This window comes from Desulfoferula mesophila (genome assembly GCF_037076455.1).
GTDB lineage: Bacteria > Desulfobacterota > Desulfarculia > Desulfarculales > Desulfarculaceae > Desulfoferula > Desulfoferula mesophila.
This window is the reverse complement of record NZ_AP028679.1, coordinates 2364341-2390501: the sequence shown is the minus strand read 5'-3', so window position 1 is coordinate 2390501 and position 26161 is coordinate 2364341. Positions and strand designations below refer to the sequence as shown.

At 63.6% G+C, this 26161-nt stretch carries 29 protein-coding genes and 1 tRNA gene; 5 read left to right on the top strand and 25 right to left on the bottom strand.

Translation table 11 applies throughout. The annotated features are described in order from the left end of the window. Positions 1-18: 18 nt before the first annotated feature. Complete coding sequence (locus tag AACH32_RS10755; protein ID WP_338599076.1) at positions 19-645, bottom strand: cytochrome b N-terminal domain-containing protein; 627 nt, start codon at positions 643-645, stop codon at positions 19-21. A 4-nt stretch (positions 646-649) separates the two neighbouring features. Continuing rightward, complete coding sequence (locus AACH32_RS10750) at positions 650-1135, bottom strand: ubiquinol-cytochrome c reductase iron-sulfur subunit (RefSeq protein WP_338599073.1); 486 nt, start codon at positions 1133-1135, stop codon at positions 650-652. A gap of 102 nt (positions 1136-1237) precedes the next feature. Here AACH32_RS10750 and AACH32_RS10745 point away from each other — a divergent pair, with 102 nt between their 5' ends. Continuing rightward, positions 1238-1597 carry a hypothetical protein gene (locus AACH32_RS10745; RefSeq protein WP_338599071.1) on the top strand — a complete coding sequence of 120 codons (360 nt, stop codon included), beginning with the start codon at positions 1238-1240 and terminating at the stop codon, positions 1595-1597. On the opposite strand, the gene AACH32_RS10740 is transcribed toward AACH32_RS10745, so the two are convergent. Together AACH32_RS10740 and AACH32_RS10735 are read right to left on the bottom strand one after the other, a co-directional pair. Continuing rightward, a complete protein-coding gene (locus AACH32_RS10740; protein ID WP_338599068.1) occupies positions 1578-3386 on the bottom strand; it encodes a hypothetical protein in 1809 nt (602 codons plus the stop codon). The genes AACH32_RS10745 and AACH32_RS10740 overlap by 20 nt on opposite strands. After that, positions 3383-5569 (bottom strand): cytochrome c3 family protein, encoded by a 2187-nt coding sequence (locus AACH32_RS10735; protein WP_338599065.1) that lies wholly within the window; start codon positions 5567-5569, stop codon positions 3383-3385. The genes AACH32_RS10740 and AACH32_RS10735 overlap by 4 nt, the downstream gene beginning before the upstream one ends. A gap of 40 nt (positions 5570-5609) precedes the next feature. Between AACH32_RS10735 and AACH32_RS10730 the strand changes: the two genes are divergently transcribed. Next, positions 5610-6005 (top strand): hypothetical protein, encoded by a 396-nt coding sequence (locus AACH32_RS10730; protein ID WP_338599062.1) that lies wholly within the window; start codon positions 5610-5612, stop codon positions 6003-6005. Between the two features lie 71 nt (positions 6006-6076). On the opposite strand, the gene AACH32_RS10725 is transcribed toward AACH32_RS10730, so the two are convergent. Together AACH32_RS10725 and AACH32_RS10720 are read right to left on the bottom strand one after the other, a co-directional pair. Further along, the gene (locus AACH32_RS10725; RefSeq protein WP_338599059.1) at positions 6077-6313 is read right to left on the bottom strand and encodes a sulfurtransferase TusA family protein; all 237 of its coding nucleotides are present in this window, start codon (positions 6311-6313) and stop codon (positions 6077-6079) included. Positions 6314-6359: 46 nt separating this feature from the next. Further along, complete coding sequence (locus tag AACH32_RS10720; RefSeq protein ID WP_338599057.1) at positions 6360-7529, bottom strand: YeeE/YedE thiosulfate transporter family protein; 1170 nt, start codon at positions 7527-7529, stop codon at positions 6360-6362. A 242-nt stretch (positions 7530-7771) separates the two neighbouring features. Between AACH32_RS10720 and AACH32_RS10715 the strand changes: the two genes are divergently transcribed. Then, on the top strand, positions 7772-9265 hold the full coding sequence (locus tag AACH32_RS10715) for a tetratricopeptide repeat protein (protein ID WP_338599055.1): 1494 nt from the start codon (positions 7772-7774) through the stop codon (positions 9263-9265). A 1-nt stretch (position 9266) separates the two neighbouring features. On the opposite strand, the gene AACH32_RS10710 is transcribed toward AACH32_RS10715, so the two are convergent. Continuing rightward, complete coding sequence (locus AACH32_RS10710) at positions 9267-9983, bottom strand: hypothetical protein (RefSeq protein WP_338599052.1); 717 nt, start codon at positions 9981-9983, stop codon at positions 9267-9269. Between the two features lie 154 nt (positions 9984-10137). Here AACH32_RS10710 and AACH32_RS10705 point away from each other — a divergent pair, with 154 nt between their 5' ends. Then, complete coding sequence (locus AACH32_RS10705; RefSeq protein WP_338599049.1) at positions 10138-10557, top strand: hypothetical protein; 420 nt, start codon at positions 10138-10140, stop codon at positions 10555-10557. Between the two features lie 65 nt (positions 10558-10622). On the opposite strand, the gene AACH32_RS10700 is transcribed toward AACH32_RS10705, so the two are convergent. Further along, positions 10623-11270, bottom strand: a complete 648-nt coding sequence (locus AACH32_RS10700) for a nitroreductase (RefSeq protein ID WP_338599046.1) — start codon at positions 11268-11270, stop codon at positions 10623-10625. Positions 11271-11556: 286 nt separating this feature from the next. On the opposite strand from AACH32_RS10700, the gene AACH32_RS10695 reads away from it, so the two are divergent. Next, positions 11557-12396, top strand: coding sequence for an alpha/beta fold hydrolase (locus tag AACH32_RS10695; RefSeq protein ID WP_338599043.1), 840 nt, complete (start codon positions 11557-11559; stop codon positions 12394-12396). Here AACH32_RS10695 and AACH32_RS10690 read toward each other — a convergent pair. The 17 genes from AACH32_RS10690 to AACH32_RS10610 form a co-directional block, all read right to left on the bottom strand. Beyond that, positions 12383-13186 (bottom strand): hypothetical protein, encoded by an 804-nt coding sequence (locus AACH32_RS10690; RefSeq protein ID WP_338599040.1) that lies wholly within the window; start codon positions 13184-13186, stop codon positions 12383-12385. The genes AACH32_RS10695 and AACH32_RS10690 overlap by 14 nt on opposite strands. A 520-nt stretch (positions 13187-13706) precedes the next feature. Continuing rightward, positions 13707-13791 (bottom strand) — tRNA-Leu (locus AACH32_RS10685). 33 nt (positions 13792-13824) lie between these two features. Then, positions 13825-14181 carry a preprotein translocase subunit SecG gene (secG, locus tag AACH32_RS10680; RefSeq protein ID WP_338599037.1) on the bottom strand — a complete coding sequence of 119 codons (357 nt, stop codon included), beginning with the start codon at positions 14179-14181 and terminating at the stop codon, positions 13825-13827. A 13-nt stretch (positions 14182-14194) separates the two neighbouring features. Then, positions 14195-14947, bottom strand: coding sequence for a triose-phosphate isomerase (tpiA, locus tag AACH32_RS10675; RefSeq protein WP_338599034.1), 753 nt, complete (start codon positions 14945-14947; stop codon positions 14195-14197). Between the two features lie 15 nt (positions 14948-14962). Next, a complete protein-coding gene (locus tag AACH32_RS10670; protein WP_338599031.1) occupies positions 14963-16177 on the bottom strand; it encodes a phosphoglycerate kinase in 1215 nt (404 codons plus the stop codon). Between the two features lie 67 nt (positions 16178-16244). Beyond that, positions 16245-17270, bottom strand: coding sequence for a type I glyceraldehyde-3-phosphate dehydrogenase (gene gap / locus AACH32_RS10665; RefSeq protein ID WP_338599028.1), 1026 nt, complete (start codon positions 17268-17270; stop codon positions 16245-16247). A gap of 236 nt (positions 17271-17506) precedes the next feature. Then, positions 17507-17902, bottom strand: a complete 396-nt coding sequence (gene rimI / locus AACH32_RS10660) for a ribosomal protein S18-alanine N-acetyltransferase (protein ID WP_338606660.1) — start codon at positions 17900-17902, stop codon at positions 17507-17509. A 64-nt stretch (positions 17903-17966) separates the two neighbouring features. After that, positions 17967-18365: a PTS sugar transporter subunit IIA gene (locus tag AACH32_RS10655; RefSeq protein WP_338599026.1), complete on the bottom strand. Its 399-nt coding sequence runs from the start codon at positions 18363-18365 to the stop codon at positions 17967-17969. A gap of 5 nt (positions 18366-18370) precedes the next feature. After that, the gene (gene rapZ / locus AACH32_RS10650) at positions 18371-19258 is read right to left on the bottom strand and encodes an RNase adapter RapZ (protein WP_338599023.1); all 888 of its coding nucleotides are present in this window, start codon (positions 19256-19258) and stop codon (positions 18371-18373) included. A gap of 38 nt (positions 19259-19296) precedes the next feature. Continuing rightward, positions 19297-19758, bottom strand: a complete 462-nt coding sequence (locus tag AACH32_RS10645) for a PTS sugar transporter subunit IIA (RefSeq protein WP_338599021.1) — start codon at positions 19756-19758, stop codon at positions 19297-19299. An 18-nt stretch (positions 19759-19776) separates the two neighbouring features. Further along, entirely contained in the window at positions 19777-20319 is a 543-nt protein-coding gene (gene hpf / locus AACH32_RS10640; RefSeq protein ID WP_338599018.1) for a ribosome hibernation-promoting factor, HPF/YfiA family, read from the bottom strand. A gap of 90 nt (positions 20320-20409) precedes the next feature. Continuing rightward, a complete protein-coding gene (gene rpoN, locus AACH32_RS10635; RefSeq protein WP_338599016.1) occupies positions 20410-21957 on the bottom strand; it encodes an RNA polymerase factor sigma-54 in 1548 nt (515 codons plus the stop codon). A gap of 6 nt (positions 21958-21963) precedes the next feature. Further along, complete coding sequence (gene lptB, locus AACH32_RS10630) at positions 21964-22662, bottom strand: LPS export ABC transporter ATP-binding protein (protein WP_434062356.1); 699 nt, start codon at positions 22660-22662, stop codon at positions 21964-21966. Positions 22663-22693: 31 nt separating this feature from the next. Then, positions 22694-23257, bottom strand: coding sequence for a lipopolysaccharide transport periplasmic protein LptA (gene lptA, locus AACH32_RS10625; RefSeq protein ID WP_338599011.1), 564 nt, complete (start codon positions 23255-23257; stop codon positions 22694-22696). Between the two features lie 39 nt (positions 23258-23296). Continuing rightward, entirely contained in the window at positions 23297-23890 is a 594-nt protein-coding gene (gene lptC / locus AACH32_RS10620; RefSeq protein WP_338599009.1) for an LPS export ABC transporter periplasmic protein LptC, read from the bottom strand. Between the two features lie 382 nt (positions 23891-24272). After that, positions 24273-25565 carry a histidinol dehydrogenase gene (gene hisD / locus AACH32_RS10615; RefSeq protein ID WP_338599007.1) on the bottom strand — a complete coding sequence of 431 codons (1293 nt, stop codon included), beginning with the start codon at positions 25563-25565 and terminating at the stop codon, positions 24273-24275. Positions 25566-25646: 81 nt separating this feature from the next. Next, on the bottom strand, positions 25647-26159 hold the full coding sequence (locus tag AACH32_RS10610; protein WP_338599004.1) for an NUDIX domain-containing protein: 513 nt from the start codon (positions 26157-26159) through the stop codon (positions 25647-25649). Between the last annotated feature and the right edge of the window lie 2 nt (positions 26160-26161).

Below are 26161 nucleotides of genomic sequence, written 5' to 3'. Positions count from 1 at the left end.
GCCCGCGTTCGAGGTGATCTACAGACCGGTGGTGGGCCGCCCGTCCTTGCGGATACGCCAGAAGTGGTACAGGCTAAGCACCAGGGCCAGCACCGGCAGGGCTAGGCAGTGCAGCACGTAAAAGCGCAGCAGGGCGGTTTCCCCCAGGGTGGGGCCGCCCAGGAGCAGGCGCTGGAACAGGGGCCCCACCGCCGGTATCTGGCCCAGCACCCCGGCGGCCACCGTGGCCGCGCCCTGGGTGGCCGCGTCCCAACGCAACACGTAGCCCGTCAGGTCCAGGGCCAGGGTAAGGAGCAGCAGGCCCAGGCCCACCAGCCAGTTGACGGCCCGGGGGGGCAGGTAGGCTCTCGCGGCCAATACCCGGGCCAAATGCAACAGCAGGGTGATGACCATGGCCTGGCCCGCCAAAAAGTGCAGCCGCCGGAAGAACCAGGCAAAGGGCAGGTCGCCCGCCTCCTGAGCGAAAAAGGCGGCCGCGCCCTCCGGGGTGGGCACGTAGGAGAACATCAGCACCGCGCCGGTGCCGCCCAAAACCAGGAAAAGTAAAAAGGACAGGCCGCCCAGGCAAAAGGTGGCCGTGAAGCGGGTGCGCTCCGGGGGGATGCGCGGGGGATGGATATGCTCCAGGAATCCCGGCTTGGCCACGGCTTCAGACCTTCAGCCTGGCGGCCGGGTCCACCGCCTGGCCGGGATAGGCCACCAGCTTGTCCCCGCTTTGCTTAAGGGCCACGTGGTCCAGGCCCTTGGGGGCAGGGCCCGCTAGACGATCGCCGTCTAGGGCGAACACGGAGCTGTGGCAGGGGCACAGGAAGCGGCTCTGATCCGGATGCCAGGCCGGGCGGCAGCCCAGGTGGGGGCACACCAGGCTCAAAGCGAAATAGCCTTCCCCGTCGCGCACCAGAGCCACCGCGCCCCGGTCCCGGGCCTGCCCCACGGCCAGGCTGGCCGGCTGGTCGAACTCCACCGGCTGGGGCGCGGAAGCGCCGCCGCCGGAGCCGAACAGGCGCAGCACGGCCCCCAAACCCAGGCCCACAGCTCCCACCAGCGACAGCCAGATGCCGGCGTAGAGCAGCTTGAGCACGCCCCGGCGGCTGAGCCGCTCCGGCGCGGCGGGTGTGGCGGGGGATGAAGGCAAGGGGCCTCCTGAGTTGGGGTGGCTGATCCTGTCTAAAATTTATACCACAGCCGCCGCGGGGCGGCGCTTGTGCGCTGAGCGGGGGCGGGCTAGAATTCAGGCATGGCTGAATCCACCCGCGCCAACCTGATCAAGAAAGAGGGCCTGGCCAGCTTGGCCGCCCTGGCCCTGCTGGGCCTGGCCGCGGTGTTCTATCCCCTGGCCCCGGTGAGCCACGCCCCCTCGGATCAGGCCCAGGCCCCCTGGATCTTCCTGGGCCTGCAAGAGTTGCTGCGCTACCTGCCGGTGCGGGTGGGGGGGCTGCTGCTGCCCGGCTTGGGCCTGGCCCTGTTGGCGCTGCTGCCCTGGCTGGCCAGGGGCGGGTCCCCGGCCGCGCCGTCCTACACCCGCCCCCGTCCCCTGGATCTGGCCGCCTGGGCGGTGCTCCTGGCCTGGGCGGGGCTCACCTGGTGGGCTTTCTGAGAGCCCAGTCCTCTTCCATGGCCTTGAGCATCCAGGCGGTGTAATTCTTGCCCGGCCGGAGCAGGCGGGCCAACTCTTCGCGGTTGTAGGGCCGCGAGTCGTCCAGCAAAAAGGCCTGCAGGGGACGTCCTTGCAAATCCACCACCTTGGTCCAGCCGCCGGGCAGGGCCAGCCCCTCGGCTCCGGGCAGCCACAGCTCCGGGGCCAGCAGGGGCGAAGCTTCGCCCTTTGCCTCTTCCCGCGCAAAGGTGAGCCCCAGGCCCAGGGACCGGGCCGCGCCATGGCAATCGGCGCAGCCCACGGTGGGCTTGGCCGTGGTGTGGGGGTTCCAGGGGGTGACCCCCAAACCGGGCTGGGGCACCTGGGCCCGCAGGGTGGGCTTGCCCGTGGGGTCCAGCAGGGTGAGCACGTATTGATAGCGGGGGCTGAGCAGATAGGTGCGCTGCCCCGGCCCCAGGCCGTATACCCGCCACTCTTGCCGCCGGAACCAGGGTGAGAGCAGCCACACGCCCGGGCGGCTCTTGCCGTTCAGATAGTCACGGGTCTGGGGAGGGGATGGATTCTGCGCCGACGGGCTGAGGTAGTTGCTCAGCAGCCGATACACCTGGGGGTCGCCCTGGGCCGCGATGGAAGCGTACTGGGCATAGTTGGGCCGGGTCTCCAGAAGCACCTGCAAGCCCCAGGCGGCCGGGTTGTAGGCCGCGTGGCAGGCGTGGCAAGCCACCTTGGTGTGTTCGCCGATCCGGTGGGCCACCGGAGCCGGGCCGCTCCCGGCGATCAGCGGCACCGTCAGCTTCTTGCCGTCCAGCTTGCCCGAAAGCATCAGCTTGCCCTCGTGCCACCCCAGGTTGTTCAGGGGCGCGCCCAGGGTGGTAGTGGGCTTGGCGGGCGGCAGCTTACCCGACTCGCCGTGGCAGGAGGCGCAGCGTAGCCCCACGTGCTCCAGCCCTGCCTTGCGCGCCTGGCCGTCGCCCATCACCTCCGAGCGGGGGTGGCAGTCCACACAGGCCAGGCCCGCGCTGAAGTGCAGGTCCGGGCGCATGGGCCGCCAGGTGCGGTCCTGGATCAGCTCGGGTTGGCTCCGCCGGGTGGCCAAAAAGCGGGCCGATACCGTGGCGTCGCGGGGGGTGCGCCCGGCGAACTCGGCCCCGGCTCCGCAGCCGGAATGGCAGGTCAGGCATTGGCTCACCGGCACCTTTTTGGTGAGGCCGTGCCCCTGGGGCGGCTTGCCCTGGGCGTCGTAGGGCCGGTGGCAGGCGGCGCAGCCCGCCGAACGCCGCGCGCCTCGGCTGTCCGCCCCCTGGTTCCACAGATGGCAGCGCAAGCAGCGGCGGCGCAAAAAGTCGTCCACCGGCGCGCCGCCGTTCTCGGGGTCGGGCATGGCCGCCAGCAGGCCCGCCTCCCGCACCGCAAACTGCGGGTCGGCCGAGAACTGGGCCCCCCACAGATAGCGCGTCTGGGCGATGAGGCCCATGCTGGTGGCCATGGGTGAAAGCTTAACCTTGGCGGGCCAGCCCGCGTGGCAGGAGCCACAGGCCCGCTCGGCCTGGTCCAGGGCCGAGGGGTTGGCGGCCATGCCCTTATGGGCCGCCTTGGCCTCCTTGGCCTGGCCGTCGCCCAAGTGGCAGGTGGTGCAGGCCAGGGCGTGCCCCTGATCCGCCGGGGGCATGGGGGCGACGAAGCGGGGATGGCAGGACAGGCAGCCCTGGTCCGGCTGGGCCGCGCCCTGGGCCCGGGCCGCGCCGCACAGCAGCAGCAGGGACAATAGTATGAGCGCCAGGCTTTTCATCTGAGGGCCTTGGCTTCCATGAGCTTGTGTTTGGCTTCCAGGTCGCCGCCGGGCCCGATGCGCTGCCAGGCCTTGGCCGGGTCGGCCAGCACCGGGTCCTCGGGACGGCGGTGGCAGGGCAAACAGCGGCCAAAGGCCAGCAACCGGCGCAGCTCCTGGGGGTTAAGGGGCCGGGCCCCCTGGTGGGTCTGGCCCTGCAAGGGGCGGCCCTGATCGTCCACCAGCGCCTCCCAGTCGGCCGGGAAGCCCACTCCATTAAGGTCGGCCAGGGGAATGGCCGCCAGGCTGCCCAAGGGGCGCGGGCCACCGCCCAGGCCCAGGGCCTTGCCGCTCAGATGGCAGGCCTCGCAGGGGCGCACCTCGGTGCGGGTGGTGTGGGGGCTGATGGGCGTGCTCACGATGCTGTTCATAATGAGCTTGGTCCGGGGTTGCTCCAGGGCCCGGCCTGGCAGGGGCGCGCCGTCCGCGTTTTGGGCGGTGTAGACCACCTGGCAGCCGGGCACAAAGGGCCGCACCTGGCCCGAGGAGTCCACTCCCAAGACCGGGTCCACGAAGCGGTACTGGTCGCGGCTCTCTTGCCATATACCGGGGGTGGGCTTCCCCGCCGCGTAGCTCCACATTTCCCCTGCGTCGCGGCGGTAGTCGTGGCAGCCGTAGCACTGGGGGGTCCAGCGGCTGTGGCAGGCCTGGCAGGCCAGCCGCTGGTGGCCGGGCTGGCGGTGGGCCGGGTCGCCGCTGACCAGAGTCAGGGGATGGCTCTTGCCCGGTTGGCTGCGGGAGAAAAGCACCAGCTTGCCCCGAACCTGGCGCAGGTTGCTCAGGGGGCGTCCCTTGGCGCTCAAGACCAGTTGACTCTCGCGGCTCAGGGCCGGGCCGCCCTTGAGCGGACCGTAGGCGGCCTCATATTGGGCGTAGTCGTCCGGCGGGCCCAGGCGCGGCGGGCCCTGGGGGCCGCCGTGGCAGGTGGCGCAGGTCACCTCGGTCTGGAAACGCATGCGGCCGTACAGGCGGCCGTCGCCCATCACCTCGCGGCCGCTGTGGCAGTCCACGCAGGCCAGGCCCTTGGCCCGGTGCACGTCGGGCAAAAGTTGGTGCACCCCGCGCCCGCCGCTCAGGGCCTGGCTGGGGTTGCCCGAAGGCCAGGGGGTGCGGCCGTTCTCGTCCTCCACCCAACCGCGATAGTTGAGGCCCAGACGGCCCGAGCGGTTGTGGCAGCGCAGGCAGTTGTCCTCGGGCGGGGACTCGTGCAGGCGGTGATAAGAGGCGTGGCCCGCCTCGTCGCGGCTCAGGCTGGCGTCTCCCCCCAGGTAGCGGCCCGAGGGTTCCCGGCTACCGTGGCAGGCCGCGCAGCCCCGGCCGTGCACCGAATGCCCGGCCGGTCGCTCGGCCCGAAGATGGCAGCGGGCGCAGAACTTGTTCCATTGCTCGTCAGCCACCTGGGCCGGGGCGGGGCCTGCCGGGGGGGTGGCCGGGATCAGCAGAAGCGAGGCCAGGGTGTGGGGCGGGGCCGGGTTGGGCCTCCGGGGGTCGCTTATGGCGGCGGTGGCCAGCCGGGCGGTGAAGCTGTCCTGGGCCCCCCAGGCCACCCGAAGGCTGGTGATGACCCCGGTCATGGTGGCCATGATGGTGCGCTCCACCCGGTAGAGGGTGTCCGCCGCCGGGTTGTCCCGCCCGGCGTGGCAGCGCCCGGCCGCCGCGCCGCGCCCTCCGCAGGAGGCCCGGGCAAAGGCCAGGTCGCTGGGGTTGCGCCCGCCGATGAGCCCCTGATGGGCCTGCTCCTTGGTCAGGGCCAGGCCCTGGCCGCCATGACAGGCCACGCAACCCATGGCCTCCACCGGGTGCGAGGGGCTTATCTGCTCCAGGCCCTGGTGGCAGGTGAGGCAGCGCTCTGGCTTGCCAAAGGCGCTGGGCACCACCTCGATCACCCTGGGCGGCTCGGAGGCCACCTCCTGGGCGCGAAAGGCGGCCCGCTCCGGGGCCAGGCCAGCGGCCATAAGCTCCTGCTCTAAAATCCGGCCCCGCGCCTGGTTGATGGCCGCCACTTCCCGCTGCCAGGGGCGCTCCCCCTGGGCCCACCAGGCCAGCACCAGCGAGGCGCACAGCGCGGCCCCGGCCAGGGCGAAGGCCAGGGGCCAGGCCAGGCGTCGGGGAGCGCGCGGGGCTTTTGACTCGCCGTGGGTCATGGGTTAGGCTACTCCCAGGCATCAACCTGGAGGGGCAAGTATGAATGATCAGTTGGGCCCACTGGCCGAGGCCATGCGCCAAGAAATAAAGGCCATCCCCCAGACCATGCGTCAGGAGACGGTGATTCGTCAAGCCTTGGTGTGCCTGTTATACCAGGCGGTCAAACAGATGGGGCTAGTTCCCCTGGCCGGCTGGAAGCCGCCCCGCTCCACCAGGGGGGGCGTAGACCTGGTGGGGGTGGACGACTCCGGCGAGCTGCCGGCCGTGAGGGTGGCTTTTGTGATCGATCCCCTGGTGGATTTACCCCGGCTCAAGGATCTGGAATGGGTGGATTGTCCGGACAAGATCGTGGTCAGCTTCAGCGAGCGGGCCGACAAGGTGAAGCAGTCGTCGTTTTTCCTCACCAAGGACCACACCCACCTGAGCCTCTACTAGCCCCGCTGGCGCGCGGCAAAAAGGGCCGGCCCCCCTGGGAGCCGGCCCTTAGATGTCTTGGTTGGGAGGGCCTAGGCCTTCTTGACAAAGAAGCTGATGTAGCCGTCCTTCTGCTCTTCGCCCAAAAACTCGTCGCCGGAGCGCTCGGTAAAGGCGGGCAGGTCGTTGCGCGTGCCGGGGTCGGTGCCCTGGATCTCCAGAATCTGGCCGGACTTGAGGGTCTTCATGATTTTTTTGGTCTTGAGGATCGGCATGGGGCAGCTAAGGCCACGGGCATCCAAAACCTCATCAGGCGTCCAATCGGCCATGTTTGTCTCTCCTTTTTGATGGTTACTTATAAAATATATCCATGCCTTATACCATTGTAAGGCTATCGGTCTCTTCGTTCCAAGCCATGATCGCCCACCAGACCAGCATTACCACTCCGGTGATGACGATGGCCCAGAAGTAGTCGGTGACCGCGGGCAGGAAGATGGGCTTGCCCCAGGAGTTGGCCACGTCCCTGGTCCACACGTAGTGCTTGAACAGGCTGTTGCTCATGGAGAAGGTGGCCACGGCCAGGATCAACTTGAACTGGCCCTCGCCGGCCCGCCACACGGAGCCGGAACCGCAGCCGCCCGCCAGGAGCATGCCGATGCCGAATACGACTCCGCCCACCAGGCCGCCGATCCAGTGATGGTAGATGTAGACCATCTGCCAATCGGCCCGGAACCACTTGATGGCAAAAAAGCCGAACACCGAGAGGATAACGCTCAGGGCCACGGCCCGGGTGGCCACCGCCTCGCCGGTCATGAAAGGATCGCGGAAGGAGCGCACGAAACAGAAGCGGCAGCGCTGGATCACTATGCCGATGCCCACGGCGGTGAGCATCAGCACCGCCTCCTGGGTATAGGCCCTGAAGGACAGGCAATAGGACCATCCCACCAGGAACAGGAAGAAAAGGGCGCCCAGCCAGGGCTGCACCTTGGACCAGTCGACCCCGCCTTCCTTGGCGGCCTTTTGCTTGGGGGGCTTCATGGTGATGTGCTCGATTTCCCACATCAGGTACTTGAGACCGATGAGGGCGCCCACCAAGAGACCGACCATCATGGCGAAGCCCGAAACCGAACCGGCGGCCAGCGCGGTGTAGAAACCACCCACGTTGCAGCCGCCGGCCATAACCGAGCCCACGCCCATGAACACGCCGCCCACCAGGCCCTTCAAGAGCTCCCAGGTGGGGGCGTTGCGCCAGGCGAACTGGCGCGACAAAAGGGCCGCGCCAAAGGCGCCGAACAAGAGCCCCCAGGTGAGGATGGAGGTATTGCTGAGGAAAAATGCGTTGCCGGGCGCGGAGTTGTACAGGCCGATCCAATAGAACAGCCAGTCGCTCCAGACGCGAAGACCGCCGGCCACGCCCCAGGGGCGGCCCGCGGCCATGCAGATGATGCCCAGCAGGGCGAGAAGCACGCCGCCAACCCAAAGCGGCCAGTTCCGGTCGAACAATACGGAGTAGCCCTCTTTGAACTTCTCCACCAACACGCTCATGCAAACCTCCAGGAGACGAAACCATTTTGGCCACGAACAACCGGCGGGCACACCCAGCCCACCCATCGCTCCAACCGGTTAAGCGGCGATAGTGTCTGAATTATGATATGTTAAGGGCAAATTATCAACCCCCGGCCTGGAAGCGGACCGGTGGATTTAATTTGACAGTTTCGCCCCCCGCCGGGTAAGAATCATGACCGGTTGTTGGTTAAACGGGCACTCTCCAGAGGAGAAACTACTTCATGAAGTTGCGTTTGGTTGCGATCCTGGGTCTGGTGTTGCTGCTGGCCGTGTCCAGCTCAGCCATGGCCCAAAGCGATGAGAAAGTAGACCTGGGGATAATCACCGTAAAGCAGAAGGACCTGGCCAACCGGCTGGCCAAGGAGTTGGCCGACGGCGCCAGCTTTGAAACGCTGGCCAAACGCAACTCGGTGGGGCCCGCCTCTTTCCGGGGCGGCCGCCTGGGCAAGGTGCCCTACACCCGCCTGCGCAGCGAATACCGCGCCGCCCTCAAGGATCTGCCTCCGGGCAAGCCCAGCAAGGTGATCCCCACCGAAGAGGGCTACACCATCCTCATGCGCTTCGACCAGCCGGGCCAGGCCAGCGCCTCGGCCGCCGCGCCCGCCGCGCCCGCCGCCAAAGCCGCGCCCGCCGCCAAGGCCGGAAGCTTCAAGGGATTGGAAAGCTCCACCCGTTTCTCCTCCTCCGAGCCGACGCTCGACTCCGCCGGCGCGCCTCCGACAAGCGTCTCCCCCGCTCCGGCCGGGCCGTCCGTTAGTGATGCCCCTTACCTTGTCGCCCGCCGCAAGGTTCTGGCCGGAGTGGAGGCCATGATCGCCGGCAACTTGAAACAGGCGGAAAGCAATTTTTCTCAGGCACTGGGCGACAACCCGCGTGAGGACAGCGCGGTGTTCTTGCTGGAGATGACCCGCCAGGCCCTGAGCGGCAAGGTCAAGCTGGCCGCTGTCAAATTGTTCGGCGAGGGTTTCTTGGCGATTACCGAAAACGACGCGGCTTTGGCGCTGCAAAAGTTCACGGCCTGTAAAACCGCGGACCCGAACTTTTGGCAGGGCGAGTTGTTCGCAGCCAACATGCTGGCCGGCGAGGGCAAGATCCAGGAAGCCAAGAACCTGATCGAAAAAGAGGTGCTCACCCGCAACCCCAGCTCGGCCCGGGCCTATGTGACGCTGGGCCTGATGGCCGCCGAGGGCGGCAATATCAAACAGGCCCGCGAGTACCTGGAAAGGGCGGTGCAGCTCAACCCCGATTTCGCCCAAGCCCATTACCAGCTGGCCATGATCGCCTTCCACAGCCGGGACTTCCAGACCGCCGAGCGTCAGTTCAAGCTGACCATTGCCCTGGACCCCTACAACGATCAGGCCTTCAACACCCTGGGCATGGTCTACCTGTATACCAACCGGCCCAATGAATCCGAAGAGATGTACAAAAAGGCCCTTTCCCTCAATCCCAACTATCCCGACGCCCACGTGAATCTGGGCAATTTGTACGTGGCCCAAAAGAAGCTCAACCAGGCCATAGACGAATACGTCAAGGCCTTGGCCATCGAGCCCAATTTCGCCCCGGCCTACAGCAACATGGCCGGAGCCTACGCCCTCAAGGGGGATTGGAACGAGGCCGCGGCGGCGGCGGACAAGGCCTTGAAGATGGGTTACCGGGTGCCCCAGGGGCTGCTGGACGCCATAGCCCCCCACCGGGCCAAGCCCCAGGCCAAGTAGGCTAGGCCTCGGGCAGGGGGATCAGGCTCCACACCAACTCCACCCTGGCGCGGCATTCGGGGTCTTCCTCGTCCGTGGCCGCGATCAGGGGTAAATCCGCCGTTGCCAGCGGTAGACCCTGGCGGTCCAGCACCTCCAAGCGGGCCTGGCCATGGGCCTCCTGACGGCGTTTGGCGTTGGCCTGGGCCGCGGTGAGGCGCCGCAGGGCCCTTAGGCCCCAAAAGTCGGGGGCGGGCAGGGCGTCAAGGCGCGTCAACACCTCCTGAAAAGGCGACAGGTCCAGGTCCAGCAATCGGGCCACGCCTTCGACCTGCTCCCTGGTGGCTCCGGCATAGGCCCGTCCCTGGGCCAGGGCCTCTCCCTCGGCCTTTAGAAAAGCGGCCAGGCGATCTGCCAGTTTAGGCAGGGCCTCGGGAGGCGGCGGCCAGCCAAGGCGCTTCAAAAAATACTGCAGGCGAGTCATGTTTTGCTCGGCCCGGTCCAGGCCGCGAAAGGGGGGCTGCCCCAGGTTAGCGTGATCCAGGTCTCTTTCGATTATCTTCAGGTAACCGCGGACCGCGGCGGCCTGCAAAACCTCCACCTCATGGGGCGGCAAGGGCCCTATATGGTGCAGGCTTTCGGCCAAGACCACCTCCGGCATTTCGCCGCTGTTCTCCAGCATGACCACCTCGTCTTCCAACCAGGGGGGAGGGGTGCGCAAATATGGGTCATCCGTCATTTTTTTCCTTTAACCCTGCAAGTATTCGTTGCGCGGTGGGGGCGCGAGTGTTAATAAAGTCCAAGTATAACGGGTTTGCGGCAACGTCGGTAGCGACGCGAAACAGACCACACCCAGAGCCGGGGCCTAGACGCTTCGGAGGAAGATTAAAGAAATGGGCGGAGACTTTCATACCAATTACCGCGAGGAGAACCTTATCTCCCGCTTGGAAAGCTCCCGGCAGTCTGCCTGGACCAGGCAACTGATGCAGCTCGGAGACTGCGTGGACGAGTTGGCCCAGAAGCTGGCCATGAAGCTGGTAAACGGCAATCTCATCGAAACCAAGAGCCAGCGCGACGTGGAAGAGCAGCTCGCCGGTTGCCTGGGATCGCTGCTCAACGCCGAAGACTTCGACATCCAGTACGCCATCGCCAACTTCCGCAATCTGGTGCCCCAGGCCAACCGCATCAGCCTCTACGTAACCGCCTTCATTATCGAGCGGCTTATCGACCATCGTTCGGTGGTGGATATATACGGCACCGATGAGGAGATTTACGCAGTGGTCAACACCGAAGTCACTGGCATGATTCGTTAAGTACGCCTTGTGGCGTTATAAGGCCCCCGCCTGCGTGGCGGGGGCTTTTTTTGTGCGCCTGGTTTTTAGTACCAGCGCACCACCTGGTCCAGGGGAGCGCGGGGGGACCGCACCTGGTTCAGGGGCGAATTAGGGTCGGCGTAGCCCAGCGCCACGGTCAGCACCACCCGGCGATCTTGGTCGATGTTCAAGAAATCCTTGATGATATCGCCATAGGAACACACCAGGCCCACCGGGCAGGTGGCCAGGCCCATCTCCTGGGCGGCCAGCAGCAGCCAGCCCAGGGCGAAGCCCAGGTCCAGGGCCCGCTCAGCGGGGAAGGCGCCGTCCAGGGTGGCCACCACCACCGCCGGAGCCCCGTAAAATACCAGGGAGCCGGTGTTGATGAAGTTGCGCTCTACTCCGGCTTGCTCCATGGCCGGGCCCATGAGACGGTTCAGCTCTTTTTGCCGTTCCAGATAGATGTCGGGCAACGGCTTGGTATTGTCCGGCCCGCAGGAGATGCCCCGCTCGGCGTAGGCCCTGGTGAGCTTTTTGCCCAGGCGGGGCACTTCCTCGCCTCTGAGCACCGTGAACTGCCAGGGTTGCAAATTAATGGCGCTGGGAGCCCGGCAGGTGAGCTCCATGAGGCGTTCCAGGGTTTCTTGCGGCACGGACTGGTCGGTGAACACGCGGCAGCTGCGGCGGTCTTCAATGGCTTGGGCGATTGGCATGACAACTCCTGCTGTGAGGCGCTGTTTCCTTGTAGCACAGGCCGTGGAACAGGGGAAGGGTGGGAGCCAAAAGAGGCTGGCAAAGCCTCGTAATAAATTAAAGTAAATTATCAATAAAAAATATTAAATATAGGTAAAAAGAGTCAAAAATTTTATTCTTCGCCAAATAACCTGCGGTATAGCGCATACAGCAACGGACCTTGGATTTGATGATGGCGGTTGATCTTGGGTTCGAGGGGTGAGAGTATTGCCACGGCTGGATCATGACGCAAGGTGGGCGAAGCCAATGGAGCCAGGAGGCAAGATAGCGGTCAGGGCGTACGGCAGCCCGGCCAATCCCGGACCAGTGGTTGTGCTGCATGGCGGTCCCGGCGCACCCGGTTCGGCGGTGGGCCTGGCCCGTTGCTTGAGCCGTGATTTCCGGGTCCTGGAGCCTCTGCAACGCACGGCCGGCAGTTATCCCCTGAGTGTTTCCCGGCATGTAAACGAGCTCTTGGCGGTATTGCCGCCCAACGCAGTTCTGGTGGGCTGGTCTTGGGGGGCCATGCTGGGACTATCTTTTGCCGCCCGCCATCCCGGCCAGCTTACCGCGTTGGTTCTTGTGGGGTGCGGCACCTATGACGCCCAGTCCCGCGCGCGCTTGAAAGAGCGCTTGCGGCAATGCCTGGACGGCGAGGGCCAAAAACGCCTCGCCTCCCTGCGGCAGACGCTAGGCGCCTCGCCGGACCCCGAGTCCGGCGGGCGCCTTTTGGCCGAGATGGGGCGTTTGATCGCCCAGGCAAGCAGTTACGACGACCTGCAAGACCGATCCGAGCCATTGCCCGTGGATTACACGGGGCATGCCCAGACCTGGGCCGGTGTGCTTCGCCTGCAGGAAGAGGGGATAGAACCGCGCATCTTCCATAACATCCGGGTGCCGGTGTTAATGGTGCACGGGGAGGTTGATCCCCACCCTGGCCGGGAGACCAGGGATCTGCTGAGACGGCATGTGGCCGATCTGGAGTATCACGAACTGCCCCGGTGCGGGCACCAACCCTGGAACGAAAGGCACGCCAACGAGGCGTTCCTCGATTTGATCAGTGGTTGGATCGCACAATACGCGGGGAGCCCGCTCACGGACGCATAGCCGCCCCTACTTCCTGAGACAGACGCATGGCGTTGCGAAAATCCAGATGAGCCCCGTCAAAGCTTTGGTAACGCACGGGGTCTATATCGATCCATTTGCCCCCCGCCTGCTCAAACGATTTGCTCAATTCCTGGAAATCGACGCCGCCCTTACCGCTTTCCAGTTCCCGCACGCTGGCGGAGCAGGGAGGGCGATACCCGTAGAGCGTTATGCCTTCCTGGTGGATATCGTACACCGCCTCTAAAAACTCCGTTACGATACGCGGCTGCACCCTGAAACGAGTCAGCAGTTTCTTTGATGATTCCGCATACATTTCAGGGTGTTTCATGCGGCCGGGGTAGCAGGCTTCCCACCCATCCGGGAAATAGTAGCTCAGGGGAAGACCCTTGGTCAGGTTTTGCAGGTTGCGCGCACTGGTTTTCGCGATGGCCTTGAGTGAAACATTTTCCATCCATGCCTGCCTCATGATGGCCTCGCGTTGAGGCACACTCTGGGAAGACCAATAATTATAGCCATTTATCGGGCTGGGACGGAAAAAGCAGTGAGGGCATATCCCCAAAACCAGCGTAGGGTCGCTGATATTTGGGTCCAGTAACGCAGAGGCGTGCTTGAGGTATTTTTTGTTAAGGCAACAGGCGACAAAGCCAAAGTTGAATATTTTCTGGCGGCCTGACGCCCTTGAAAGATGGCGGGGTGAAAGTCCCATGTTCACTTTGGAGTTGCCCACGATGACAACTTCATAAACGGCGGGTTGGGACACCTTCAACTGCCAAAAACGCTCAGTGGTCAAGCAGACAGCCATCGCCCGACCTCCAATAGTTTGAATTTGCAGTATAAACATGGGGCAATGGGGTAAGGGCAGTGGCAAGGAAAAGATGTTTGGAATGAACGGTATTGCTCGATGATGCGCCGTGAAAACGGCGTACTACATCAACCCCAGGACTCAGTGCCTGGGCACAGGCCTCCGGATGCAATTTCATGATCGCGGACCCTCTCATGACGTTGCGTTTTGGTTTTATCTATGAGATTCCGGCGGGGCAGGAGCTTTCAGGCGGAAACGGCAGGTATATCCGAAGAAAGTGTACCTTGTCTAATAGATGATTATATTATTCGATAACTTAAGTGAACATACGGTCTATGTCAATATAATTGTTGTATGACCCAGTCAAGAAAGCACGACAAAGCGATAACGTACTAAAATAATTGCTCTTGTTGTGTGCAGCTTGCTGCGGTTACCATGGGGAGCGCCTGCCGTACAGCGAAAAAACGGGCGGTTGCGCTGGCAACCGCCCGTTTTCAATTATATTTTGTGGTGCCGTCGGCCGGATTTGAACCGGCACGGGTCTCCCCACCGCCCCCTCAAGACGGCGTGTCTACCTATTCCACCACGACGGCAAGTTGACGATCATGATTATACCGCCCGGGAGCCTATTTCGCCGCAGGCGCGGGCGCCGGGGCATTGTTGGCGGGGGCGGGAGCGGCCGGTTTGGCCGGTGCCGGCGCGGTCTTGGCCGCGGGAGCCGCCGTGCTTCCCTCCATCACCGAGGAGGGCCCCCCCACGCTTTGGCCGAACACGGCCAGGCCCAGGGAGGTGAGCATGAACACAATGGCCACCACGGTGGTCATTTTACTTAAAAAAGTGGCCGCCCCGGTGCTGCCGAAGACGGTCTGGGAGCTGCCGCCAAACGCGGCGCCCACCGAGGCGCCCTTGCCGGTCTGCAACAGAACCACCAAGACCAGGGTGATGCTGGCCAAAAGATGGATTATCAGGGTAACTGTGGTCATGCTTTTTCTCTAACTACGCCGCTTGGATGATGCCCAGGAAGCTTTCCGCCTTCAAAGAGGCGCCGCCCACCAAGGCCCCATCCACTTCGGGTTGATTTAAAAGTCCAGCCGCGTTGGCCGGATTGACACTACCTCCATACAGGATTCTGGTAGAGTTCGCAACACCTTTGTCAAATCGGGACCCTATCCAGGCCCGAATATGGGCGTGCGCCTCCGCGGCCTGCTCCTCGGTGGCGGTCAAGCCGGTGCCGATGGCCCACACCGGCTCATAGGCAACGGTGACGCTAGCCATTTGGGCGGCCTCCAGACCGGCCAGGCCGCCGGCGAGTTGGCTCTCCAACACGCCCTCGGTCCGGCCCGCTTCACGCTCGGCCTGGGTCTCTCCCACGCACAAGATGGGCCGCAAACCGGCCTTGAGAGCCGCGTTGAGGCGCAGGCAGCAGGTTCTCTCGCTTTCACCGAAGTATTGCCGCCGCTCGCTGTGGCCCACCAAAACGTAACGGGCCCCGGCCGCCTTTAGCTGGGGGCCGCTCACCTCGCCGGTGTAGGCCCCCTGGTCCTCCCAAAATAGGTTTTGCCCGCCCACCAGCACCGGGCTGGTGCTAAGGGACAGGGCCACCGGCTCCAAAGCCAAAAAACCCGGGATCAGCAAAACGTCCAGGTCGTCGCGGCTCAATCCGGAGGCGATGGCATTCGCCAGGGCCACGGCTTCTTCCACGGTGAGATGCAACTTCCAGTTGCCGGCGATCATCAGCTTGCGCGACATGGATTCTCCCTGTGCCTACTGGGCGGAGTGGCCGCCGTTTTCCAGCCCGGTGTAGCCGCCCAGGGCCTCCACCGCGGGCAGGACCTCGCCGGTGAGCAGGGCCAGAAAAGCGCCGCCGCCGGTGGATATGTAGCTTATGTTCTCGCTCTCCCCCGCGTTGCTCACCGCCACGTCGGTGTCCCCGCCCCCGATGATGGTCAGGGCGTAGGTCTGGGCCACGGTGGAGACCATGTTGTAGGTGCCCCGGGAAAAGGCGTCCATTTCAAAGGCGCCCATGGGGCCGTTCCAGATGATGGTCTTGCAGTCCCTGAGCGCCTCGCGGTACAGGGTGCTGGTGGCCGGGCCGATGTCCATGATCATCCACTCGTGGGGCACGTCCTGCACGGTGACCAGCTTGGTCTCGGCCTTGCGGTCGTAGCGGTCGGCCACCACGCAGTCCACGGGGATGTACATCTTGACCCCGGCCGCCTTGGCGTTTTTGAGCAGCACGTTGGCCACGGGCACCAGCTCGGGCTCGTAGAGGCTTTTGCCCACGTCGATGCCCACGCTCATCAAAAAGGTGTTGGCCATGGCCCCGCCGATAATGATCTTGTCGGCGTGCTCCATGAGGTTTTCCAGGGCCGGCAGCTTGGTCATGGCCTTGGCCCCGCCCAGCACCGCGGCCAGGGGCCGGGCCGGGTCGATCATGGCCCGGCGGAAGTAGTCCAGCTCCTTTTTCATGGTGAAGCCGGCCACGCTCTCCTTGGCGAAGCGCACCACCGACACCACCGAAGCGTTGTCCCGATGGGCCACGGCAAAGGCGTCGTCCACGTACACGTCGCACAACGCGGCCAAGGCTTTGCCGAACTCGGGGTCGTTGTTGGTCTCGCCCTTGTGGAAACGTAGGTTTTCCAGCATCATGACCTGGCCGGGCTTCATGGAGCGGACCAGTTCCTCCACCTCGGGGCCGATGCAGTCCGGCGCGGCAATGACCTCTTTTTTGAGCAGGCGGCCCAGTCGGCGGGCCACCGGGGCCATGGAGTATTTTTCCTCGCGCTTGCCCTTGGGACGGCCCATGTGGCTGGCCACGATGACCTTGGCGTCTTCGTCCAGGGCGTAGTTGATGGTGGGCAAGGCGGCCCTAATTCGGTTGTCGTCGGTGATGTTGCCCTCTTCGTCCAAGGGGACGTTGAAGTCAACCCGGATCAACACCCGTTTGCCCGCCAGGTCCAACTGATTGATGTAATTCACGCCAACAACCCTCCACCACGATTAGGCTAAGTACAAGCTTTTCACCGGCCGCCCTCCTTGGCCGGCTTTACTTGCCCATTTCCTCCATCAGACCCTTGGCCACCATATCCGCGAGATCGATCAGGCGCGAGGCATAGCCCATCTCGTTGTCGTACCAGGACAGGACCTTGACCATGCGCTGGCCGATCACCTGGGTGAGGGGTGCGTCCACCACCGAGGAGTAGGGGGAGCCGGTGTAGTCTATGGAGACCAGTGGCACGTCGGTGACCTTGAGCACCCCCTTCATGGGGCCCTCGGCCGCGGCGCGCAGGGCGGCGTTGACCGATTCCGCGGTAACGTCGGTGCCCAGGCGGCAGGTAAGATCCACCAGCGACACGTCGGGGGTGGGCACCCGGATGGCGAAGCCGTCCAGCTTGCCCACGAGTTCGGGGATGACTTTGGTCACCGCCTTGGCGGCGCCGGTGGTGGTGGGGATCATGCTCATGGCCGCGGCCCGGGCCCGGCGGATGTCCTTGGAACTGCCGTCCAGGATGCGTTGGCTCATGGTGTAGGAGTGGGTGGTGGTCATAAGACCGTGCTCGATGCCGAAGCTGTCGTTGAGCACCTTGGCCACCGGGGCCAAGCAGTTGGTGGTGCACGAAGCGTTGGAAATCACGTGATGCGCGGCGGGGTCGTACAGGTGATCATTCACCCCCATGACGATGGTTATGTCCGGATCGGTTCCCGGAGCGCCCATTACCACCTTGCTGGCGCCGGCGTCGATGTGGTTCTGATTGTGCTCGCGCAGCTTGAACTTACCGGTGGTTTCCAGTACCAGGTCGGTCCCGATGTTGCCCCACTTGCACTCAAGCGGTTTGGCTTCCCGGGTAACCGTCACCCGCTTGCCGTTGATGATTATAAAGTCGCCCTCGAAGTCGACCTCCCCGCCATAGGTGCGATGCACGGAGTCATATTTCAACAGGTGGGCCAGCTGGGAAGTTTCCGCCCTGGCGTTGATGGAAACCAGGTCCAGATTGGGGTGTCCCTGGCCTAAAATGCGAGTGGCCAGGCGCCCGATGCGTCCGAAACCGTTTATGCCGACTTTAACCGCCATTGCCCGGCACCTCCTTAAGATTAGCGTGGGGCTGCTTTTCCATAAATTTGAGTAGGGCCAACAAACCAACACCCATACGGCGCCGGTTAAATGGGAGCCGCCATGGTTCGCTTGATCGCCCGAAAGGGAATTTTCGCAAAGGCGCAAGGCTTTTCAAGCCGTTGCGCTCTGTAACCTAAACTTAAACTTCGCCAGGGTTCGGGTCAAGGACTTTCCCGGTTTACAGGCTCCGCGGCCTATAGATCGCGGCCCAGCACCAGGGCGTCTTCCCCCTCTGGATAATAGTAGCCGGGACGTCGCCCCTCTAGGCAAAAACCCAAGGTATAATATAGGGATAATGCGGCAAGGTTGCCGGTGCGAACCTCCAGGGCCGCCCGGACGGCCCCCTGGTCGCGAGCTTGGGACAAGGCTTGGAGCAGCAGATAGCGCCCCAGGCCCCGGCGCTGGAAAGCCGGATGCACCGCCAGGTTTTGCACCTTGGCCCTGGCGCCCACAACCCACACGCAGCAAAACCCCGCAACCTGGCCCAGGGTCAGCGCTACCAGGTCCATGGACATGGGCAAACACATTTCTTCCACGAACAGGGAGCGGGACCAAGGATTGTTGAAACAGGCCCTTTCAATGGCCGTCACCTGGTCCAAATGATTCCGGGCCAGGGGGCGCAGGACGACCTCGAGGCCTCTGGGGGGGGCTATGTCAGGTAGAGAGCAACTCGCTGGCGGCGGAGATGCTGTCACGTCCAGCCTCGCACACGGTATGGGCCAGCCGGCCCAGGTCGGTTCCCTCGCGGCTGGTGGCAGCCTTGATGAGCATGGGCAGGTTGACCCCGGTCACCACCTCGCGGCGGCCTTCTTCCAAAAAGGCCAGGGAAATGTTGTTGGGCGAGCCGCCGAACATGTCGGTGAGGATCAGGACGCCTTGCCCGGAGTCCACCTTGGCGATGGCCTCTTCCAGACGGGCGTGCAGGCTGTCGGCCGCGGTGTTGGATTCCACCGAAACCGAAGCCGACTGCTCCACCTTGCCCAGAATGAACTCGGCCGCGCTCAACAACTCTCGGCCCAAACGGGCGTGGGTGATTATGACAAGTCCAATCAATATAGCTATTCCATGGCAATGTCGCGGTGACGAAGGGTGCTGCGTACGCCGGGAGTGGAAATGTTGCGGGCCAGCCACTCGGCCACGGCCACGGAGCGGTGATGACCCCCGGTGCAACCCAGCGCCACCGTCAACCGGGTTTTGCCCTCCCTTATGTAGGCGGGGATGAGGAATTCCAGCAGATCCTTAAACTTCTTGAGAAATTCCTCGGACTCATGCCCTTGAAATACAAAATCTACCACCCGCGGGTCGCGGCCGTCAAGGTGGCGCAGGTTATCGTCAAAATACGGGTTATCCAAAAAGCGCACGTCCATCACCAGATCGGCTTCCGGGGGGATGCCGTATTTATAACCAAAGGTGATGAAGTTGAGCTGCAAGGGTTCCAGTTGGCCGCCTTGGCTGTAGAGATTGAAAATCTCCTGGCGCAGGGCGTGCACCGTGAAACGACTGGTATCGATGACTTGGTTGGCCAGCTCCTTGACCGGAGCCAGCAACTTGCGCTCACTACTCAAGCCATCGATCACCGATCCCGAGGCCCCGGAAAGGGGATGCTTGCGCCGGGTTTGGGAAAAGCGGCGGATCAGCGTCTCGTCGCTGGCCTCCAGGAACAACAGCTCCAGATTGTAGCCCTGCCGGAGCAGCCGTAGGAAAGTGGGAGAGAACTGCTCCACGAAATCGTGGGCGCGCACATCGATGACCAGGGCGGCCTGGAAGCTCTCGCCCACGTGGCGCAGCGGCAGCTGCACAAAGGAGGGCAACAACTCCACCGGCAGGTTGTCCACCGCGTAGTAGTGCAAGTCTTCCAGGGCCTTCAGGACGGTGCTTTTGCCCGTGCCGGACAGGCCGGTGATGACCAAGAAGCGGGCAGGCACTTGGTTGGTTACGCTCGTCATTTCAGGCCTGCTTGCCTTGGGTGGGCATGCCGGTCAGTTTAAAATTCTTCGTCCTGCGATTCTATGATTTCGTAAATCTCGCGGGCGTCGGAGGCTTCCATGAGCTGTTGACGCACCGCGTTGCTTTTGAGCAAGCGGCTGATGCGGGCCAGGGCCTTGAGGTGGGTGCCGGCGCTGTTGTCCGGAGCCACCACCAGGAAAAACAAGTGGGCCGGTTTGCCGTCCAGGGAGTCGAAATCCACCCCGGCCCGGGAGCGCCCGAAGGAAAGCAGCAAGGTGTCCAGGCCCACCATCTTGCCGTGGGGAATGGCGATGCCGTCGCCGATGCCGGTGGAGCCCAACTTTTCGCGCTCCACCAGCACCTCCATGAGTTTGCCGATCTCCAGTTGGGGGTGACCGGCCACCAGGGGGCGGCACAACTCTTCCATGACCGCGCGTTTGCCGCGGCCGCTCAAGTCCGCCACGACCTGGTCGGCGGTAAGTATGTCGGTAAGCTTCATCCGGCGGAACCCTTGGTTTTACTGCGGCTCGATCAGGCCGAAGTTTCCGTCGGCGCGGCGATAGATTACGTTGAGCGAGTTAGTGCGCTCGTTGATGAACACCAAAAAGTCGTCCTCGGAAAGGTCCAATTGCATGGCGGCTTCGTCGGCGTCCATGGGCTTGGCGGTTAGGCTCTGGCTCATGATCACGTGGGGAGTCTTCTCGGGCAGACTCTGCGCCTCGAAGATGTCCACCTTGAACGGCTGCTCTTGAATCTCCTTGCGCGCCCGGCGGCTGATGTCCTTGAGCTTGTCGCGGTAGCGCCGGATCTGCTTTTCCAGCTTGTCCATGACCAGGTCTATGGCCGAGTAAAGATCGCCCGTGGTCTCGCTGCCGTGGATTTTCAAGCCAGAGGCGATGATGTTCACCTCGGCCTGGTGACGGTGCTTTTCCACGCTCAGGGTCACACCGGCCTCCATGGGGCCATCCAGGTACTTTTGTAATTTGCCGACCTTTTCCCGCGCGTATTCCTTCACTGCCTCGGACGCCTCAACATGACGGAAGGTCACCTGGATTTGCATATTTGGCCTTCTCCTTGCTTCAAAAATCTAAGCTGCCAAATTGGTGAATATGTGCCTTACCCCTCAGTCGGATGCTTGTCAACGACCTTTTTACCCCTTGGCCTTGCCCGCGGCCTTGAGTACCTGCCGCCGTCGGCTTGAGGGCAGGATGCCAAGCATCTCTCTATACTTTGCCACTGTTCGTCGAGCAATGTCGATGTCTTCTCGCTCCAAGATTTCGGCGATGGCCTGATCGGACAAAGGTTTGGCAGAGTCTTCCTCGGCAATGACGCGCCGGATGCGATCCTTTACCGCCTCGGAGGCCATGGCCTGGCCCTGGAAGCGGTTTATTCCGCTGTTGAAGAAAAACTTCAGCTCGAACACTCCCTGGGGGGTGTGCATGTACTTGTTGGTGGTCACCCGGCTGATGGTGGACTCGTGCATGCCCACGTCCTCGGCCACGTCCCTGAGCACCAGGGGCTTGAGCCTGGTGATGCCCTTATCAAAAAATTCCCGCTGGAACTTGATGATGGACTCGGTGACCTTGTAGATGGTGCGCTGGCGTTGGTGGATGGAGCGGATGAGCCACAGGGCGCTTCTGAGCTTGCCCCGCACGTATTCCTTGGCCTCGGCGTCGCCGCCCAGGGCCAGGGACTCGCGGTAGAAGTTGTTGACCCTCAGCTTGGGCAGGCCGTCCTCGTTGAGCATGATCACGAACTCCCCGTCCACCTTGTAGACATAGATGTCCGGGGTGATGTACTGGGCCTGCTCGTTGTTCAGGGCCTGGCCGGGGCGGGGGTCCAGGCAGCGGATGGCCTCCAGGGCCTGGGCCACCCGGTCCATGTCGATCTTGAGCTTCTTGACGATGGCCTGATAGCGGCGGCGCTCCAGGTCCTGCAGGTGGTCGGAGATGATGGCCAGGAGCACCTCGTCGTCCGGGTACAGCTCCCGGGCCTGGATTAGCAGGCACTCGCGCAGGTCCCGGGCGGCCACTCCGGTGGGATCGAAGCCCTGGATCACCACCAGGGTGCGCTCGGCGGTCTCCGCGTCGGTGCCCGACACCTGGGCCAGTTCCTCCACCCCCAGGGGCAGGTAGCCGTCCGCGTCCAGGGACTCGATGATGACCTCGCCCACCCGCAGCTCCTCGGGCCCCAGCCCGGTCATGCTCAGCTGTTCCAGGAGATGCTCGCGCAGGGAAGGGGGGCTGGAGATCATGTTTTCGTAGGCGGGGGCGTCCTTGTCCTCGCGCACGATGCTCTCGTAGCCGGTGCCGCCAGAGGAATACTCGCCCAGGTAGTTCTCCCAGTCGAACTCCTCGTTGACCTGGCCGTCCACCTCCACCTCGCGCTCGGAGGGGACTTCGGCGGCGGCCTCGGATGAGCCTGAATCATCTCCCTCGCCGGACCCCTCGCTTTCCTGGCCGTCGGAGCGCAGGGCCAGGTCGCTCTCGGGCTCGGCCCCGGCGTCCAGCTCGGCCTGCTCCACGTCCTGGGTGGTTTCTTCGGTTATCTCCAGCAGGGGATTTTCCAGGAGCTCCTGGTTGATGGTCTCGGCCAACTCCAGGCGGTTGAGCTGCAACAGTTTGATGGCCTGCTGCAACTGGGGAGTCATCACCAGTTGCTGGCTGAGTTTCAGACTTTGTTTGATCTCCAGAGCCATGTTGCTTTACAGCTTGAACTGCTCTCCCAGGTAAATGCGTCGCGCCACTTCGCTGCAGGCGATGTCTTCGGGGGTGCCTTCTTCGATCAAGTTGCCGGAACTGACGATGTAGGCCCGGTCGCACACGCCCAAGGTCTCGCGCACGTTGTGGTCGCTGATGAGTATGCCGATACCCCGGTCCTTGAGTTGACGGATGATGTTTTGCAGATCAGCCACCGCCAGGGGATCGATGCCCGCAAAAGGCTCGTCCAACAAAATGAAGCAAGGATCGGTTACCAACAGGCGGGTGATCTCCACCCGGCGCCGTTCGCCGCCCGAAAGGCTGAAGGCCCGGTTGCGCCTGAGATGGGCTACGCCCAGATCGCCCAACAGGCGCTCCAGGCGCGCTTCTTCCTCGGCCTCGCTGATGTCCAGAGTCTCCAGGATGCCCCGCACGTTTTCTTCCACGGTCAGCTTGCGGAAGATGCTCGACTCCTGGGGAAGGTAGCTTATACCTAGACGGGCGCGCTGGTACATGGGCAACTCGGTGATGTCCTTGTCGTCCAGGAGCACCCGCCCCTCGTTGGGCCGGATGAGGCCCACGGTCATGTAGAACGAGGTGGTCTTTCCCGCGCCGTTGGGGCCCAAGAGCCCCACGATCTCGCGGTCGCGCACCTGCAGGGATACGCCGTCCACCACCCGGCGTCCGCCGTAGATCTTGACCATGTTTTCCAGGCGCAGACAGGGCACGGCGTCTCTACTTTTTCTTCTCTTGGGTCTTCAAGGAATTGGGGGTGATGGTCACCGACACCCGCTTGCCGGGCTGGCCGTGCACCACGGCGCGGTCCTGATCCAGGAACACGGTGATCTGCTCGCCGGAGATCTGGTTCTTGCCGCGCCAGACGGTGGCCTGGCCTTCCAGGAGCATCTTGCGGCCCCCGGCCCAGTAGGTGGCCTGGCGTCCCACGGCGATACGGTCCTTTTGCACCACCTTCACGTGGCCGCTGGCCACCACCTTGCGCACCTTGCCGCCGCCGTCCAGCATGCCTTCGCCGGCCGCGCCCTTGGCCTTGGGCTGGTCCTTGGCGTCCTGATCGTAATACACGCTCAACTTGTCGCAGGTGATCTTGACGTCGCCCTGCACCGCCTTGACCTTACCGATGAAATTGGCGACCTGGGCTTTGTTGTCCACCTCCAAAGAGTCGGACACCACGTGGATGGGCTGGTCGTTGGAGGCCATGGGCATGGTGGCGGCCCCCGCGAAACCGGCAAGAGCCAGACAAAGGATCAACACTGTGGCGAAAAACGGCAGTCGACTCATAACCCTCTCTCCTCGGAACTGATGAGACAAATCATATTTTCACTCCACCATTACCCCGGGCGGCGGGCCGTCGCCCTGGGGGGTGAAGGTGGAACGAACCTTCTTTTTGAGGATCACCTTGTTTTTTTCCACCAAGACCAACATGCCCTGGCCCACCACCTTGTACTGCTTGCCCTGGATGGTCACCTCGGCGTCGGTGTCGGCGGTTTTGTCCTTTTCTCGATAAGTGATCACCGAGGTCGTCAGACGGTTTCCGTCGGTGGTGCGCCCGTCCACGTGACCCTTCAGGGTGATGGTGTGGGTCTTCTGGTTGTAGATGCCCTCATCACCGGAAAGGTATATGGGGCCGCCTTTTTCCTGGTAGAACTCCACCTCTACCTGATCCAGGTAGACTTGGCCCTTTTTGTCCTCATAGCGGGCCTTCTCGGCCTTGAGGCTCCACTTGCGCACGCCGTTTTCCACGTGGGTGTATTTGAGACCCCTGAGGCGTGGACGGCCGTCGCTGTCGGTGGGCGCGGCGTCGCCGGCCTTGATGACGGGAAGCTGAGTCGGCTGATGCAGCAAGGCCGCCGCGCCGGCGCCGACCACGATAGCCGCCAGCACGGCCAGGATGATCCATCTAAGACGCTTCAAGCTACTCCCTCACTAGCCGCCCGCGTGGGCGTTCTCCGCGGGCGCGGGGCTAACCCCGGCACATATGGCCCTTGAAGCCAAGTTCCCGCGCCCCAAGTATATATAGTGGGCCCTAGCGGGTAAAGGCAAAATTCTTGCATGCAGAGCCAAATAAGCATTGACAAAGGCGAAAACCCATGAAAAGGACACATGACGTTGCCTGAATGGCCCTTGGAGGGAGGCTAAATTCTCCCGTGGGGTATCTTTTATCGCTTTTGGCCCCAAAGGCCGCCCGCGAGGGTAGGTGGTGGCTATGGAACCTGCTTCAAGGTTCCGGGCCTCCCCCCAAAAAAAAACGCCGCCGGTCGGGTGACCGGCGGCGGTGGCGTCTAGGGGAGCGCGCCTAGCTTTCCAGGCGCTTTCTGATGCACATGGCGTGGATGGGCAGTCCCTCGGCCTCGGCCAGGGTGGTGATGGTGGTGCCCAGGGAGGCCAGACCCTCTTTGGTCAGGTACTGGTAGGTGGGCTTCTTGATGAAGTCGTCCACGCTCAGGCCGCTGAAGCTCAGGGCCGCCTGGCCGGTGGGCAATACGTGGTTGGTGCCGCTGGCGTAGTCGCCCACCGGCACCGGGGCCCAGGGACCCATGAAGATGCTGCCCGCGTGGCGCACCTTCTGCAAGGTCAGGAAGGGGTCGGCGGTGACTATTTCCAGGTGCTCGGCCGCGTAGGTGTTGGTGAACTCCAGGGCCGCTTCCATGTCCTCGGCCACCAGAATCGCGCAGTAGCGCATGGCCTGGTCCATGATCTCGGTGCGGGGCATGGTGGGGTAGAGGCGCTCGATCTCGTCGCACACCGCCTGGGCCAGCCCGGGGTCGTCGGTGACCAGCACCGCCGCCGCGTCGGGGTCGTGCTCCACCTGGCTTAGGAAGTCCAGGGCCAAAAACTCGGGCCGCCCGGTGGAATCGGCCAAGAGCAGGGCCTCGGAGGGACCGGCCGGGGAGTCGATATCCACCTGGCCGTAGACCAGCATCTTGGCCGCGGTCACGTACTTGTTGCCCGGTCCCACGATTTTGGCCACCTTGGTGATGGTGTCGGTGCCATAGGCCAGGGCGCCCACGGCCCAGGGCCCGCCCAGCTTGTAGACCTCCTTGACCCCGGCGATGTCGCAGGCCACCAGGGTGTAGGGGTTGGCCACCAGGCCTTCATCGGGCGGGGTGGTCACCACCACGCGTTTGACCCCGGCCACCACGGCGGGCAGGATGGTCATCAACACGCTGGAGGGGTAGGCCGCCCGGCGGCCGGGCACGTAACAACCCGCCGAGTCCAGGGGGGTGTTCTTGCGGCCGGCGATGATGCCGGGCATCACTTCCATCTGCCACTGGGGCCGGTCCAACTGGGCGGTGTGGAAGGTGACGATGTTCTTGGCCGCGATCTTGAGGTGCTTGACCACCTCGTCGGGCACCTGACGATAGGCGTCCTCGATCTCCTGAGGAGTGACCAGGAAATGCTCGGCCTTTAGATCGCCCTTGAGTTTGAGGTAGTGCTCCACGTTGACGGCGTCGCCCCGTTGGCGGATGTCGTCCAGGATGGTCTTGGTGGAGTTGTAAATTTCCGAAACGTCCTGCATGGAACGGCGCAGGATGCTGTCCAGACGCTCCGGGCTCAGGTCGGCGATCTTCTCTGGATTGAGGCGCATAACTAAACAATCTCCTAAAAGGCATTTTCTCGGTAGGAGAAAATACCAGCAGCGCGCGGCCTTGGCAAGGGCGCTAGGGTCTCAGGAAAGTCGGGCGATATAGTCCCGTAGGGCGTGGGCCGTGGATTCGTAGCCCAACTCGTCCCAAGGCACTTCTTCTTGGTTGAAGGCTTTTATCTCCAGGGCCTCGGGGCTGGGCCGCAGGCGGCCGCCGTTGGCGGTGGCGGTGTAGACCACCAGCACCCAGGGGTAGTTTGTATAGGAGTAGACGTCCAACAGGCCGGTCATCTCCACCCGCAGGCCGGTCTCCTCCAGCACCTCGCGCCGGGCGGCCTCCAGGACCACCTCGCCGCGGTCCACGTGGCCGCCGGGCAAAATCCACTTGCCGTAGGCGCGGTCCCTCTGGGCCCGGCGCAGCAAAAGTATACCCTCCTCGGTGCGCACCACCACGGCGGCGGCCACCTTGGGGTCTTCATAAACCGGCAGGCCGCAGGAGGAGCAGACAAAGGGGGCTCCACCGGCGTTGAGGCCCTTGGTGGCCAAAAGGGCGCCGCCGCAGGAAGCGCAAAAACGGGGGGTGACGGGTTTGGCCATGA

What these genes read in the sequence shown, in the direction of transcription:
- AACH32_RS10745 (WP_338599071.1), top strand. Translation starts at nt 1,238, where the DNA reads ATGGCTGAATCCACCCGCGCCAACCTGATCAAGAAAGAGGGCCTGGCC.
- AACH32_RS10740 (WP_338599068.1), bottom strand. Translation starts at nt 3,386, where the DNA reads ATGAAAAGCCTGGCGCTCATACTATTGTCCCTGCTGCTGCTGTGCGGC.
- AACH32_RS10735 (WP_338599065.1), bottom strand. Translation starts at nt 5,569, where the DNA reads ATGACCCACGGCGAGTCAAAAGCCCCGCGCGCTCCCCGACGCCTGGCC.
- AACH32_RS10730 (WP_338599062.1), top strand. Translation starts at nt 5,610, where the DNA reads ATGAATGATCAGTTGGGCCCACTGGCCGAGGCCATGCGCCAAGAAATA.
- AACH32_RS10725 (WP_338599059.1), bottom strand. Translation starts at nt 6,313, where the DNA reads ATGGCCGATTGGACGCCTGATGAGGTTTTGGATGCCCGTGGCCTTAGC.
- AACH32_RS10720 (WP_338599057.1), bottom strand. Translation starts at nt 7,529, where the DNA reads ATGAGCGTGTTGGTGGAGAAGTTCAAAGAGGGCTACTCCGTATTGTTC.
- AACH32_RS10715 (WP_338599055.1), top strand. Translation starts at nt 7,772, where the DNA reads ATGAAGTTGCGTTTGGTTGCGATCCTGGGTCTGGTGTTGCTGCTGGCC.
- AACH32_RS10710 (WP_338599052.1), bottom strand. Translation starts at nt 9,983, where the DNA reads ATGACGGATGACCCATATTTGCGCACCCCTCCCCCCTGGTTGGAAGAC.
- AACH32_RS10705 (WP_338599049.1), top strand. Translation starts at nt 10,138, where the DNA reads ATGGGCGGAGACTTTCATACCAATTACCGCGAGGAGAACCTTATCTCC.
- AACH32_RS10700 (WP_338599046.1), bottom strand. Translation starts at nt 11,270, where the DNA reads ATGCCAATCGCCCAAGCCATTGAAGACCGCCGCAGCTGCCGCGTGTTC.
- AACH32_RS10695 (WP_338599043.1), top strand. Translation starts at nt 11,557, where the DNA reads ATGGAGCCAGGAGGCAAGATAGCGGTCAGGGCGTACGGCAGCCCGGCC.
- secG (WP_338599037.1), bottom strand. Translation starts at nt 14,181, where the DNA reads ATGACCACAGTTACCCTGATAATCCATCTTTTGGCCAGCATCACCCTG.
- tpiA (WP_338599034.1), bottom strand. Translation starts at nt 14,947, where the DNA reads ATGTCGCGCAAGCTGATGATCGCCGGCAACTGGAAGTTGCATCTCACC.
- gap (WP_338599028.1), bottom strand. Translation starts at nt 17,270, where the DNA reads ATGGCGGTTAAAGTCGGCATAAACGGTTTCGGACGCATCGGGCGCCTG.
- rapZ (WP_338599023.1), bottom strand. Translation starts at nt 19,258, where the DNA reads ATGACGAGCGTAACCAACCAAGTGCCTGCCCGCTTCTTGGTCATCACC.
- AACH32_RS10645 (WP_338599021.1), bottom strand. Translation starts at nt 19,758, where the DNA reads ATGAAGCTTACCGACATACTTACCGCCGACCAGGTCGTGGCGGACTTG.
- hpf (WP_338599018.1), bottom strand. Translation starts at nt 20,319, where the DNA reads ATGCAAATCCAGGTGACCTTCCGTCATGTTGAGGCGTCCGAGGCAGTG.
- rpoN (WP_338599016.1), bottom strand. Translation starts at nt 21,957, where the DNA reads ATGGCTCTGGAGATCAAACAAAGTCTGAAACTCAGCCAGCAACTGGTG.
- lptB (WP_434062356.1), bottom strand. Translation starts at nt 22,662, where the DNA reads ATGGTCAAGATCTACGGCGGACGCCGGGTGGTGGACGGCGTATCCCTG.
- lptA (WP_338599011.1), bottom strand. Translation starts at nt 23,257, where the DNA reads ATGAGTCGACTGCCGTTTTTCGCCACAGTGTTGATCCTTTGTCTGGCT.
- hisD (WP_338599007.1), bottom strand. Translation starts at nt 25,565, where the DNA reads ATGCGCCTCAATCCAGAGAAGATCGCCGACCTGAGCCCGGAGCGTCTG.
- AACH32_RS10610 (WP_338599004.1), bottom strand. Translation starts at nt 26,159, where the DNA reads ATGGCCAAACCCGTCACCCCCCGTTTTTGCGCTTCCTGCGGCGGCGCC.